Origin of the sequence: Hymenobacter sediminicola, assembly GCF_014250515.1 — a bacterium.
Taxonomy (GTDB): domain Bacteria; phylum Bacteroidota; class Bacteroidia; order Cytophagales; family Hymenobacteraceae; genus Hymenobacter; species Hymenobacter sediminicola.
In genome coordinates this window covers 3,019,436-3,032,594 of sequence record NZ_CP060202.1, presented here as the reverse complement: position 1 = coordinate 3,032,594, position 13,159 = coordinate 3,019,436, and the positions used below count along the sequence as shown (strand labels likewise).

Annotated in this window: 12 protein-coding genes; all 12 read right to left on the bottom strand. The window is 61.5% G+C overall.

Going from position 1 to position 13,159, the window contains the following annotated elements:
• The 12 genes from lysA to bioB all read right to left on the bottom strand — a co-directional run bounded on the left by lysA (nucleotide 1) and on the right by bioB (nucleotide 13,118).
• Nucleotides 1-1,149, bottom strand: a complete 1,149-nt coding sequence (gene lysA / locus H4317_RS12955) for a diaminopimelate decarboxylase (RefSeq protein WP_185887010.1) — start codon at nucleotides 1,147-1,149, stop codon at nucleotides 1-3.
• A 97-nt stretch (nucleotides 1,150-1,246) separates the two neighbouring features.
• A complete protein-coding gene (locus tag H4317_RS12950) occupies nucleotides 1,247-2,581 on the bottom strand; it encodes an aspartate kinase (protein ID WP_185887009.1) in 1,335 nt (444 codons plus the stop codon).
• Between the two features lie 454 nt (nucleotides 2,582-3,035).
• Nucleotides 3,036-3,767: a hypothetical protein gene (locus H4317_RS12945; RefSeq protein WP_185887008.1), complete on the bottom strand. Its 732-nt coding sequence runs from the start codon at nucleotides 3,765-3,767 to the stop codon at nucleotides 3,036-3,038.
• 128 nt (nucleotides 3,768-3,895) lie between these two features.
• A complete protein-coding gene (locus H4317_RS12940) occupies nucleotides 3,896-5,254 on the bottom strand; it encodes a M28 family metallopeptidase (RefSeq protein ID WP_185887007.1) in 1,359 nt (452 codons plus the stop codon).
• Nucleotides 5,255-5,403: 149 nt separating this feature from the next.
• Nucleotides 5,404-6,606 (bottom strand): beta-ketoacyl synthase N-terminal-like domain-containing protein, encoded by a 1,203-nt coding sequence (locus tag H4317_RS12935; protein WP_185887006.1) that lies wholly within the window; start codon nucleotides 6,604-6,606, stop codon nucleotides 5,404-5,406.
• Nucleotides 6,599-7,930 carry an adenosylmethionine--8-amino-7-oxononanoate transaminase gene (gene bioA, locus H4317_RS12930; protein WP_185887005.1) on the bottom strand — a complete coding sequence of 444 codons (1,332 nt, stop codon included), beginning with the start codon at nucleotides 7,928-7,930 and terminating at the stop codon, nucleotides 6,599-6,601. The genes H4317_RS12935 and bioA overlap by 8 nt, the downstream gene beginning before the upstream one ends.
• Nucleotides 7,931-8,035: 105 nt before the next feature.
• The gene (bioD, locus tag H4317_RS12925; RefSeq protein WP_185887004.1) at nucleotides 8,036-8,656 is read right to left on the bottom strand and encodes a dethiobiotin synthase; all 621 of its coding nucleotides are present in this window, start codon (nucleotides 8,654-8,656) and stop codon (nucleotides 8,036-8,038) included.
• A gap of 40 nt (nucleotides 8,657-8,696) precedes the next feature.
• Complete coding sequence (locus H4317_RS12920) at nucleotides 8,697-9,548, bottom strand: acyl-CoA thioester hydrolase/BAAT C-terminal domain-containing protein (protein WP_185887003.1); 852 nt, start codon at nucleotides 9,546-9,548, stop codon at nucleotides 8,697-8,699.
• A 74-nt stretch (nucleotides 9,549-9,622) separates the two neighbouring features.
• On the bottom strand, nucleotides 9,623-10,195 hold the full coding sequence (locus H4317_RS12915; RefSeq protein ID WP_185887002.1) for a Crp/Fnr family transcriptional regulator: 573 nt from the start codon (nucleotides 10,193-10,195) through the stop codon (nucleotides 9,623-9,625).
• Between the two features lie 77 nt (nucleotides 10,196-10,272).
• Nucleotides 10,273-11,421 (bottom strand): aminotransferase class I/II-fold pyridoxal phosphate-dependent enzyme, encoded by a 1,149-nt coding sequence (locus tag H4317_RS12910; RefSeq protein WP_185887001.1) that lies wholly within the window; start codon nucleotides 11,419-11,421, stop codon nucleotides 10,273-10,275.
• Complete coding sequence (locus tag H4317_RS12905) at nucleotides 11,421-12,095, bottom strand: hypothetical protein (RefSeq protein WP_185887000.1); 675 nt, start codon at nucleotides 12,093-12,095, stop codon at nucleotides 11,421-11,423. The genes H4317_RS12910 and H4317_RS12905 overlap by 1 nt, the downstream gene beginning before the upstream one ends.
• Nucleotides 12,096-12,110: 15 nt before the next feature.
• Nucleotides 12,111-13,118, bottom strand: a complete 1,008-nt coding sequence (gene bioB, locus H4317_RS12900) for a biotin synthase BioB (protein WP_185886999.1) — start codon at nucleotides 13,116-13,118, stop codon at nucleotides 12,111-12,113.
• Nucleotides 13,119-13,159: the final 41 nt, after the last annotated feature.

Below are 13,159 nucleotides of genomic sequence, written 5' to 3'. Positions count from 1 at the left end.
TTAGCCTACATAGACGGCGGCGGCCTTCTCGCGCAGGTTGTAGCCCGATGACATTACCTCGCCGTACGCTCCAGCCGAGCGAATTGCCACCAAGTCGCCACGCTGAGTCCTTGGCAATGCCAGTTCCTTCCCGAAGCTATCCGACGACTCGCAGATGGGGCCTACTACGTCGTAGATGTACCGGTCGCCGTCAGGATTTGAGAGGTTCTGGATGTGATGGTAGCTGCCGTAGAGGGCCGGGCGCATTAGCTCGGTCATGCCCGCATCAAGAATAGCAAACTGGGTCTGCTGGCTTTGCTTCATGTAGAGCACCCGGCTCAGAAGCGTGCCGCATTGCGCTACCACAGCCCGGCCCAGCTCCACATGCACCTGCTGGCCCGGGCGGCGCACCAAATGCTTCTCAAACATTGAGAAGTAGCCTTCGAAGTCCGGAATTAGGTTCTCATCAGGATGATGGTAGTCGATGCCGAGGCCGCCGCCTACGTTGAGGTGCGGCAACGTGTAGCCCTGGTCAGCCAGCCAGGTTTGCAGCTCATTTAGCTTGTGGCTCAGATCAGCAAAAACGGTCAGGTCCGTAATCTGGGAACCGATGTGCGCGTGCAGGCCCACCAGCTCCACACTCGGCAGCGAGGATAGTTGCGCTACTACTGCCGGCAAATCAGCCAGACTAATGCCAAACTTGTTGGCTTCCAGACCCGTCGTGATGTGTGGGTGCGTATGGGCATCTACGTTTGGGTTGACGCGCAACGCTACCCGCGCCGTGCGGCCCTGCGCGCCGGCCAGCGCATTGAGTACCTGCAACTCTTCCCCCGATTCGGCATTGAAGCACCAGATGTCGGCAGCAAGCGCCCGATTGATTTCCGCATCGGACTTACCCACGCCGGCAAATACAATGTGGTCCGGCGCGAAACCCGCGTCAAGGGCGCGCTGCACTTCGCCGCCACTTACGCAGTCGGCCCCCAGGCCAGCCGCTTTGATGCGCGCCAGCACCGGCAGATTGACGTTGGCTTTCAGGGCGTAATGAGCCTGGAAACCGCGCGGTTTTGCAGCCTGTTGCAGCGCCGCCAAAGTGCGGTCCAGCAGGGCCAGATCGTAGTGGTAAAAGGGAGTGGACTGAGCCAGAAGCTCCGGCGAAATGGAAAAGGACATGTAGCGTAGGCTGCGGTCCGTGCTGGCCAGGAAAGCCGGCACGGAGCTGAGAGAATATCAGGTCAAAAAATCAGGAAGTTAGGTCGCGCAATACTGTTCAGGCTGTTACCGGCCGCTGAAACAGTCCGGCATTCAGCGCTTTCAAGGCGCGGGTTTTGTCGGAAGTATGCACCAGCAGGCTGATGTTGTTGGGCGAGCCGCCGTAGGAAATCATGCGCAGCGGCACATCGACTAAGGCATTGAACACGAGACGGGCGGCGCCGTTGGTTTCCTGAATCAGGTTGCCGACGAGACAGATGATGGTCTGGTTTTCATCGACTTCCACTGTGCCAAAACTCCGTAACTCCTCCAGAATCCGGGGCAGGTGGGTGGCGTCGTCGATGGTGAGCGACACGGCCACTTCTGAGGTCGTAATCATGTCGATGGACGTGCGGTGTCGCTCAAACACCTCAAACACGCTGCGCAGGAAGCCATGCGCCAGCAGCATCCGGCTCGACTTGATTTTGATGGCTACCAGCCCGTCTTTCGCCGCCACCGCTTTGATGGCTTCGTTGCCGGTCCGGGTTGAGATAAGCGTGCCGGGCGCTTCGGGCTGCATGGTGTTCAGTAGCCGTACCGGAATACCGTGCTTGGCGGCGGGCAGAATAGAGCTGGGGTGCAGAATCTTGGCTCCGAAATACGCCAGCTCGGCGGCCTCATCAAACGACAGTTCCCGGATAGGATACGTGCCTTCCACCACCCGCGGGTCGTTGTTGTGCAGCCCGTCGATGTCGGTCCAGATCTGGATTTCCTCAGCGTCGGCCGCGGCCCCAATCAGCGAGGCCGAGTAGTCGGAGCCGCCGCGCTTGAGGTTGTCAGTTTTGCCGTGCGCGTTGCGGCAGATATAGCCCTGCGTAATGAACAACTGCTGCTCCGGATGCCGGGTCAGCTGTGCCGCCAGATGCTCCCGAATATAGGCCGCATCTGGCTCCTCATTCTGGTCGAGACGCATGAATTCTAGGGCCGGTAGCAGCACGGCGTCGCGGTGCAGCACGCCGGTCAGGTAGTGGTGGAACAAACAGGTGCTCAGCAGCTCCCCTTGGGCCAGAATTACCCGCTCGCCAGAGGCTGAAAGCGGCTGCCGCGTTAGGTCGAACAGGGTGCGGAATACGCCGTCGAGGTCTTTGATGGCTGCCGCGGCTACGGTGGCTTCGGGCAGCAGCTCATGCGCTATCATGTGGTAGCCCTGGCGCATAATTTCGATACGGGCCGTGGCAGCTACCACGTCGTTGGCATAGAGCAGGCGCCCAATTTCTACCAATGTATTCGTGGTGCCACTCATGGCCGATAGCACCACAATGCGCCGCTCCTGGGGCGCCTGAATCAGCTCTGCTACCTCGCGCATCCGTTGCGCCGACCCGACGGACGTGCCGCCAAACTTGAGAACTTTCATGAAATGGATAAACGGGAAATCAGCAGAAAAGGACAAACAAAAAGCGCCGGCCCAAGAGGACCGGCGCGGAGAGTTCAGAGAAGCAACGAAGCGCAATGAACGGGTGCGACGGTCAGGCCGGAATCCGTTTCTTGCATTTCTTGACCAACACGCACGCGCACTTCGCTCCGGCGGTGGCCAGCGGCATCAGAACGACATGGGAGTTGGTAGGGTACATGGCGAAAAGCGCAGTATCGGACCAGGGCCAAAGAGGCGTCTGGTGCCGCAAAGAAAGTACACAAATAGCATTTGGCCAGCCTTGGTGCAAAAAAAGCCGGCTACCAGTCGGGTAAATAGAACGGTAGTCTACTTGACAGACATGCATCAGATAAAAGAGACAAGTAGTGGTAATTGCGTGCAGCTGCTATTTCGGCGCAACCGGTCTGGCCTGCTGCTGGCTGGTGCCGGTAGGTGGCTACCCTGGCCGTATAGGGGCTTGGAAGGGCAGAGGGTGGCTGGTAGCGAGGCTGCGGTTGCCGGCGGCATCAAGCGCCTCAAACGTTACGGTACAGTCTTCACTTGGCCCAAAAGTGAAGTTGCCGCTGCACGAAAACCAGCCGATTCCTAGCAGATTATCCCAGGGAGTGAGGTAGCTGACCACCGGTTTTGCATGCCGCGCGCTTCGGATGGTGGCCCGCACCAGCACCGGCGAGGCGTCCAGCACCGAATTAGAGAACTGCACGAAATTGTTGATTCCCTCGCTGTTGCTGGAATATTCCTTATGCATCACGCTGGGCGTAGCCGTCCAGCGGGGGGCCTGCGTATCGGGCGGTGCGCTACTGACGCGCCAGCGGTGTGCAATAACGAGTTGGTTGCTGCCGGCCCGGGCGCGCTGCATCCGAAACAGCCAATAGCCTACGTACGGCAGGCTGGTGCGCAAGTGGTACACCGTATCGGGCAGCAATGGCCGAGCTGGCTGCATTAGTACTTGCAGGTCGCTGCTGAGTGGGTTAGCCGGCTGGTCTAGCAGCAGCAATGGCACCGAGTCGTGCTTCGACCACAGATACACCTGAATTCGGCGCCCAAAATCCGGAAGGTCGCGGCGGCCATTGGTGCGGCTGCCAGCAGAAAACAGGAACAACTGGCGTGGCTGGATGGAAGTTATGGAATGCTCGTCCGGCCACACCGCAATATCTGGTTGTTCCACGCACTCCGCATATCCTAGCCGAGGCACAGTGCTCAGCAGAAGTAGCGAAATAAGCCAGAAACCACGACGTATAAGCATAGTCATTACTAGCTGGCGGGTAACGTTTGAAGAAGTTATCTGACCAGCAGTTACCGCACCGGTTTCGGCAGCACAGGCAGGCTTTCGTGCCCTTCAGCATCGACAGATACTACCCCGAAAATGTAGTTGTCCTTGCTGTGAGGGAGGTCGGCTTTGGTGTCCGTTACGAAGAACTTCTGCTGCCACTCGGGGGCACTGGTTTCGCGCATCAGCACGTAGTAGCCGGCTGGCTTTTCGCCGGTTTTGGGCGCCTGCCATTGCAGTTCGGTGCGGTTGGTCAGCTTAGCCGTGAGTACGCCCACGTTTTCGGGGGCAGCGGGAGCCAAGGCCAGCGAAGCCAGAGTAGCCAGATTGACGCCGGTGTTCTTGCGCAGGTAAGCGAAGTCCATGAACTTGGCGTGGTCACCATATTCTTCGCCATTCTCGGTGCGCAGGTCTTGGTGCTGGTGGCGGAAGTCCTCGTTCATCTCTGAGAAGCGGACCGCCGTAAAGCCCTGCTGGTTGAAGGGCGTATGGTCGCCGCCGCGCAGGAACCGGTCGGGACGATACTCCAGCACTACCTCGTGGCCGGACACATACTGCTGGCAGGCTGTGCGTGTATAGCGGGCCAGGTTGCGGCTCGGCGAGTCGTTTTCACTGCTCAATGTGCGGCGTACTTTGGCTTCGTCGGCGGTTTCGGTGGCGGGCACGCCTTCACTGAACACGCGCAGGCGCTTATCGTCCTTTATTGCAGGGTCGTGGCCCGAGGAGTTGCCCATGATGTCGTTGTTGAGCATGGCCACCAAGTTCCAGCCCTCGGCTTTGGCGCGCCTGGCCAAGTGCGTGGAGCCATACAGCCCCTGTTCTTCGCCCTGTACCGCCACGAAAATGATGGTTGCTGGAAATTGCTGCTTACTCATCACGCGGGCCAGCTCCATCACGGCCACTGTGCCCGAGCCGTCGTCGTTGGCGCCGGGTGCGTCGGCGGTGGCGTTCATCACATCCGTCACCCGCGAGTCGATGTGGCCGCTTACGATGAACACACGCTTGTCGGTGGGGTCGGTGCCGGGCAGCGTAGCCATGACGTTTGCCATGAGTACCGGCCGGTTGATGCGGCGGCCGTCGGGCTTGATGGTGAACGTGTCTTGCTCGACTTTGAGCCGGCCGCCGCTGGCCTTACTGTACTTACGGAACTCACTTTCCACCCAGTTGCGGGCCGCCCCAATGCCGCGCTTTTTGCTTTTAGTATCGCTCAATGTGTGCCGTGTGCCGAAGCTTACGAGCTTGTCAATGTCGTCACGTAGATTTTTTTCGGACACTTCCACTACCATGCGGGTGATGAGCGGATTGGGCGTGGTAGTGGGCTTGGTTTGAGCCAGCGCCGGGGCAGTAAGGCCAAAAGCCAGCAGCAAAGGGGAAAAACGACGCATGAGCAGGTTGTGGTTGGGAAAGGAATGAACGGAAAAAGTGCAGCGGATCCGGATTCGCGAACAGGGTGTGACGAGACACTTCGGCTTCACGCACCGTGTCTGATTTTCAGGAGGCATACTGCAACGATACGCGAAGCGGAAACGTCGCGCTACAGACGCGCCAATAAAACACTGGCTGCATTCCCCCCAAAGCCCGCAGCATTCACCAGAATCCGCCGAATAGGTTTGGTGGCAGTGGTAGCTAAATCAGTGGGAAACGGCGCGCTTGGCCACTGCTGGGTTTCGATGACGTGGCAGGCGAAATCCAGACTCAGCGCGGCCGATGCGCCCAGCGTGTGGCCAAGCAGCCACTTATTGGATAGCAGCAGTGGCAGCTCCTCCCCGAAAATTGCCTGCAGTGCTGCTCGTTCGGCCGCGTCGCCGGCGGGTGTGCCGGGGCTATGCAGCACCACGGCGTCGATATCAGCAGGAGTGAGGGCAGCTTGGGTAAGAGCCAGGCGCATGGCCTGCTGAAAATGCCGGCCATCGGCAGAAAGACCGGTTTTGCTGCCGATGGCCTCGAAGCCAAACCCCACGCCAGCCAGCACCAGCAACGGGTTGGTTTCGGCGGCAGCCTGGGCGGCGGAAAGCTGCTCCAGGGCAAACACGGCCGCGCCTTCGCCCAGCACAAACGTGGAAGGCCGGCCCGCGCCGGGCCGGCAGGGCCATTCGGCGGCGGCTAAGGGCGAGTAAATGCCGATGGCGCGCATCTGGGCCAGGGTGAAGTTGGTGAGCGGTGCCTCGGTGCCACCGGCCAGAAACCGGTCGGCCATGCCCGCTTTCAGCCACGCCAAAGCATTGCCTAGGGCCTGAAACGCGCTGCTGCAGGTGCTGGAGTGGCTCAGCGCCGCGCCGCCCGGGCTACCCGCATCAAAAGCTACCCAACTGGCCACATTGCCCAGCGTGGTGAGCGGCGAGGCAGCGGTGGGTACGCTGCCGTCGGCCAGAAACCCGACATGAAATTCCTCTAGTCGTCCTGTGGCCCCCCGGCTGCTCCCGATGCTTACGGCGAGGGTTGGTTGCTGGCTGTTAGCCTCCGAGAGCCAGCCAGCGGCGGTGGTTGCCTGGCGAGCGGCCAATAGTGCCAGCAGCACGGTGCGGTCAAGCTGGCGGAAGGCTGGCTGGCTATGGCGCAGGGCAGCTACGGTGGCTTCCGCCACGGCTGGCAAGGCAGCTACAGGTACGCCGGTGGCGTGGGTAGTGAATGACGACGCTTCTACAATAGCTGGCCCCGCGGCCAAGCCCAAGGCCGATACCCGGCCTCGGCCCCGGATGACCACCACCGGACCGGTGGCGTTAACGAGGTTAGTCATGCAGTATTTCGGGCAGGTTGGGAGCGGGAATGAAGTCGAGCACAAGTTCGCGCATGCGGCGCAGCACGGTGTAGAGCAGGGCCAACTCCTCGTTGGTGGTGCAGTAGGGCGGCAGCAGATACACCACGTTACCAAGGGGGCGCAGAACCACGTGGTGGTCGAGGGCGAGCTGGTAGAAGGCGTCGCGGAGGCGGCTGAAGTAGCTGGTGCCCTCGCCAGGGTCGTACTCCACGGCCAAAATGGTGCCTCGGTGTCGCACGGCCCGCACGCCCGGCTGACCTTCGATTTCCTGCCGGAAGGCGGCGTGAGTGGCCTCGATACGCTGGCGCTGCCGGGTGCATTCCTCGGCCCGGGTGAGTTCCAGACTGGCCAGGGCGGCGGCGCAGGCTACCGGGTTGGCCGTGTAGGAGTGGCCGTGGAAGAGGGCCCGCATCTTGTCGTGGCTGAGAAAGGCCTCGTAGATGGGCGCGGCGCAGGTGGTGAGGCCCATGGCCAGGGTGCCGCCGGTGAGGCCCTTGGAGAAGCACATGATGTCGGGCTGCTCCGTGAGCAGCTCGGAGGCAAACAGCGGCCCGGTGCGGCCGAAACCGGTCATCACCTCATCCGAGATGCAGAGCACGCCGGCCTGGTGGCAGCGGCGCAGCATCTCACTCAGCACCTCGGGCTCGTACATCACCATGCCGGCCGTGCCCAGCACCAGCGGCTCGAAGATGAAGCCGGCCACGTCGGGGCGGAGCAACAGGGCGTCGAGCTGGGTTAGCGTCTCGGCCTCGCGGCCCGGCACCGGCACATCGAGGAATTCTACGTCGAACAGCAGGGGCCAGAACGGCTCGGTGAAGGCCCCGCGGGCACTTACGGCCATGGCCCCGAAGGTGTCGCCGTGGTAGGAGTTCTGGAAGCAGAGGAAGGTGCGACGCGCGGGCTGGCCCTGGTTGTGGAAATACTGCAGCACCATTTTCAGGGCCACTTCCACGGCCGTCGAGCCGTTGTCGGAATAGAACACGCGGGCCTGGTTGGTGGGCAGCAGCGCCAGCAGCTGCTCGGCCAACTCCACGGCGGCGGGGTGGGTGAAGCCGGCAAACAGCACGTGCTCCAGGGTGCGCAGCTGCTCGCTTACGCGGGCGGCAATAGCGGGGTGGCTATGGCCGTGCAGGTTCACCCACCACGAGGAAATGGCGTCGAGGTAGCGGGTGCCGTCTTCGGCTATCAGCCAGCTGCCTTCGCCCCGCACAATGGGGATGGGCAGCGGGGCGGTTTGCATTTGGGTATAGGGGTGCCACAAAACGGCATGGTCGCGCTGGGCAAGGGAGGTAGATTGGAGCATTGTAAAATGGCCGGAGTTATCGGCAGGGGCAAAGCTACAACCGGGCACGCGGGCGGCGGTTTCGCGACATGCTCAGGATGACATGTGAAAAGCAAATGCCAAATTCTACAGCCCGAACCACGTGCGGAACTCGGCGGCGTAGCGGCTGACCACGGCAGGCGTCACCTCGGACTCGGGGAGTATGCGGGGCATGAGGGGGACGCCGGTGTGCTGCTGAATGAAGTCCTCGGTAGCAGGCGTGGGCTCCCCGTTGAACACGAGGCCCCGCACGCGCAGGCCGCGGGCCTGCAGGGCTTCCATCGTGAGCAGCGTATGGTTGATGCTGCCCAGGTAGTTGCGCGACACCACCACCACATCAAGGGCGAATTGTTGGGCCAGGTCGGCAATGAGGAAGCCGGGGGCCAGGGGCACCAGCAGGCCGCCCGCGCCTTCTACCAGCAGGTGGTTGTCGGTGTGGGGGAGCTGGAAATCCTCAGGGCGCAGGGTGAGGCCCTCGGCGGCGGCGGCGGCGTGGGGCGAGGCGGGCAGCTGCAGACGGTGCCGCTCGGGCCAGAAGCAGCTGACGGGGTTCTGCACCAGTTCGCGCACGGTGGCCGCGTCGGTGGTGGGGGTAAGGCCGGCCTGCACGGGCTTCCAGTAGTCGGCCTGCAGGGCTTCGGTGAGAATGGCCGAGACGAAGGTTTTGCCGACGTCGGTGCCAATGCCGGTGATGAAGAGTCGTTCCAAAAGGGGGAAGATGTTTAACAACGAACGAAGACTTAGGCGCCTATCGAGCCGGAAAGTTCGTGTGCAGAAAGCGAATGATGTCAGGAAAGTGCTGTAGCGGCGCGGCGTGCCCGCCTTCAATGGCTAGGTGCTGCTGCGGGTAGCGAGAGGTGCGGCGCTGCAGTTGGTCCAGCATGTGCTCCGCCATGAGCGTGGAAGGGCATACCTCATCCTGAGTAGCCGATACCAGCAGCACCGCGCCCCGAATTTTTTCCACGGGAATCAGCGCCTGTCGCACCGCGGCTGTGTCGGTGAGCATGGCCGCAAACGCAGCCCGCAGATTACCCTGCAACAGAAAGGGCACGGCGGCTTCATTCACGGGCACAAATGGCAGCTGCAGGCCCTTATACGACCAAGCCGAAGTGGTGAAGTGGCTGGTGTGGCCCGGAAATGCAACATGGCTGCCCACAATGCTCACCACGCAGCGGATATCGGGGTAGCGACTGGCCAGCAGCAACGCCAAGTCGGCGCCGCGCGAACCACCAATCAGCGCGATTTTGCGGCCGTTGACTTGTGGGTGCCGGGTGGCCGCCTTAATAGCCGCGTACACCGTGTCGAGCGAAATACGGTCGAGCAGGGGCGGGGTACCGTCGGCTTTGAAATACCCCAGGGCCAAAAAAGCGTAGCCATCGGCCACCAGTTGCTCACGGGTGGACTGCCAACGGGAGCTGGCCCAGGCATTACCGCCTTCTGAGCCGCCCAAGCCTACCAGCAGCGGCTGCTGCCGACCGGCGCCCACGTATAGCAGGCTCTGCACGCCGGGTGTTTTCAGGTCAATGGGAGCTGAAAGAACGGAAGCAGCTGTGAGCAGCAGGAATAGAAAAAACGTGACTGGAAGCAGAAGCTGGCGCATGGCAGGAGTTGGTTACGGGTTTCTGCAAAGGTGGTCCGAACCATCCTCCCTACTCTTTGACATAGATCAAATAATCACCGCGCGGCCCGAATGCGGCTCAGCGTTTCCTGCGTAATGCCCAGGTAGGAAGCCACCATGCCCAGCGGCAACCGATGTAGAATATCGTGGTGAGTGCGGCAGAAATGGTCGTATTTTTCCCGGGCGGAGGTGAAGCGCAACGAGGTAATGCGGTCCATCAGATGCCCGAATACCGACCCCATGGACAGCCTGGCGTAGCGTTCCATTTCCGGAAAGTTGTCGAACAGGTAGCCCAAGTCCCGCATGTGCAGACTCAGAGTCTGTGTGGGCTCCAGTGCCTCAAGGTAATAGATGTCCGGGGTTTGCTTAACCAGGCTGTTCGGCGAGTTTACCCATTCACCCTCGGCGCTGAAATACTCGGTTATCTTCTCACCGTCGTGCTGGTAATATAAGCGCACGAGTCCTCGCTGAATAAAGTCGCTGCGGATACATACGCGCCGGGCATCGTGCAGTAGCTCGCCCTTATTGTAGCTGGCCGCCTGCACCCGTTCCAGCAAGGCCGTCCGCAACGGCTCCGAAACCCGGATGTATTGCCCGATGTGCAGGAGTAAGGCGTCGGCTGGTAGCATAGGAAGATGAATAATGTGGCAGCGGTTTAGGGTCACAAAAGCTTCCCAGGCCCTACAGCTGCCATGCGAAGTTGGGCTTATCGTTCGGGAGCTACCACGTGTTCCAGTACGGCTGCCAGTGCGTCAATTTCAGCCTCGGTAGTATACGAATGGATGATGAGCCGCAGCCGCTCGGTACCTATGGGCACAGTTGGCGAAACGATGGCGCGCACGTCAAAGCCGGCGGCTTGGGCGGCGGCGGCTATGGCGCGCACGTGGGCCGGGCCGGGGTTGGTGGTGAAGAACACTGGGTGAATCACGTGGCTTTCGGGAGGCACATGCAGGCCGGGTACGGTGTTCAGGCGGGCTTTCAGGTAGTCGGAAAGCGCAAACAGCCGTGCGCGCTCAGGGCCTAGGTGGGGCAGTAGCTCGTAGGAGGCCGTGAGGGCGGCCACCGTGAGCGGGGGTAGGGCCGTGGTGTAGATGAAGGGCCGGCTGAAGCTCAGCAGGTAGTCGCGCAGCACGGCGGGGCCGGCCACGGCGGCGCCCTGGCTGCCCAGGGCCTTGCCGAAGGTGAGGATGCGGGCGAATACCGCGTCTTTTAGCCCCAGCTCCACCACCAAACCTTCGCCCTGAGGTCCATAGAGGCCGTTGGTGTGGGCCTCATCCACCACCAGATACAACCCTTCGGCCTGGCATACTGCGGCCAACTCGGCTAGCGGGGCCACGTCGCCATCCATGGAATACAACGCTTCCACGGCCACGAATATGCTGCCGGTGGCGCGGGCCAATTTGCAGCGCAGGTCGGCGACGTCGTTGTGGCGGAAGCTCCAGGCGGTAGCAAAGGAGCCCCGGATACCGTCCTTGACGGAGGCGTGGGAGGCCTCGTCGTAGAGAATCGTGTCGCCGCGCTTGGGCACGGCGGCGAAGAAGCCCAGGTTGGCCGCGTAGCCGGAGTTGAACAGCAGTGCCGCTTCGGCGCGGTGGAAACGGGCCAAGTGGGTTTCCAAAGCTTCGGCGGCGGCCGAGTTGCCGGTGAGCAGGCGTGAGCCGGTGCTGCCGGCGGGCAATTGGACGGCCTGCTGCACTGCCGCCCGTACCTGTGGGTGCCGGCTCAACCCCAGGTAGTCGTTGGAGCTGAAATCGACGAGGCCGGGCGTGGGCGGGGCGGGCAGGCGGCGGCGGGTGCCAGCTGCTTCGCGCTTGGCCAACTCAGCGGCAAGTCGTTTGTGGAGAGAGGAGGGCATTACTTCTTTGTTTTCTCGCCGGGTAGAAGGAACTGGCGCGGTAAACCTAGGGAATCGGGCTGCCAACCCAGCCGCTGCCGGGCTTCCTGCCGGACAGCCGTTTCTATCACCTGCTCATTGAGCATGCCCAGGCTGGCTATGTGCAACGCAACATCGGGCAATGCATCTTCATACAGAATATAGGTGCGCTGCCCCAGCCAATACCACATGCCGGCCACGTTGCCGGGTTTGGGTGGCCCATACTGGCGAGTCAGATTCTGCAGAACAAGGCGAGTTTTCTGCTCCTTTTTGAGCTGGTAGGTGACGCCGATAAATTTTCCAGCCCGAAACCAGAATGCCGGATGCACTGGCTGGCTGGCAAGGGTCATGGTATCGGCTTCGGGAAGCAAGCTATATACCCGGCTGGTTTTCCAGCGTTTTCCAGTTCCGGAAAACTGCGGCCGCAGATTCGCCACTGTTCCCTCCGCCACGCCAAACAGTACCCTGTGCACGGCATACGTGGAGTCAAGTACCTGCAGGGGCGTTTTCACAGCCGCAGTATTTTGGGCGTAGCTGAAAAACGGAAGCGCAACTAGCCACCAAACAACAGATTTGCTCACCGAAAAAAAGAGTGATTGGTGTATAAAAGAAACGCTCCTTCGGTGCGCAAAGCGTAACCAAAGGAGCGTTTCCATGAAACTATAGCTAATCTACGCCTCCACCGCCGCGCCGCGGCCGAGCACCGTGGCACCCTCGGGCACATCCTTGAACGACTTGCGGGGCTTGAGGCCGAGTAGAGCAAACATCTGCTTATCGGCGTCGAAATCAGGGTTGGGCGTGGTCAGCAGCTTCTCCCCGGAGAAGATGGAGTTGGCACCGGCCAGGAAACACAGGGCCTGCTCCGTTACGGGCATTTCCTGGCGGCCGGCCGAGAGGCGCACCATAGTGTGCGGCATCAGGATACGGGCCGTGGCAATCATGCGCAGCATTTCCCACACGCTCACGCGGGGCTGGTCGGCGAGGGGCGTGCCAGCTACGGGTACCAGCGCGTTTACCGGCACGCTCTCGGGGTGGGCGGGCAGAGTGGCCAGCGTGTGCAGCATAGCAATCCGGTCCTCGTCGGTTTCGCCGAGGCCGATGATACCGCCCGAGCACACCGAAATACCGGCTTTGCGCACGTGCTCCAGCGTATTCAGCCGGTCATCATAGGTGCGGGTCGTGATGATGTCGTCGTACTTCTCGCGGCTGGTGTCGAGGTTGTGGTTGTAGGCGTAGAGGCCGGCCTGCTTGAGGCGTTCAGCCTGGTACTCGTTTAGCATGCCCAGCGTGCAGCACACTTCCAGGCCCAGGCCGTTCACTTGCTCCACCATGCCTAGCACCCGGTCAAAGTCCCGGTTGTCACGGATTTCGCGCCAGGCGGCACCCATGCAGAAGCGGGTAGAGCCCGAGTCTTTGGCGCGCTGGGCCGAGGCCAGCACTTCGGCGTCGGGCAGGAGCTTGTGAGCCTGCACGCCGGTGTGGTAGCGGGCAGCTTGGGGGCAATAGGCGCAGTCTTCGGGGCAGCCGCCGGTTTTTACGCTCAGCAAAGTGCACACCTGCACTTCGCCGGTGGCCTGGGTTTCGGCGTGAATGGCCGCGGCCTGCGTGACCAGTTCCAGCACGGGCTGGTTGTAAATAGCGTGTACTTCGTCGAGCGTCCAGTCGGTACGAATGGTCATGGAGTGGGAAGTGTCTGGTTGGTAGAGGAATGGAAGCTGGT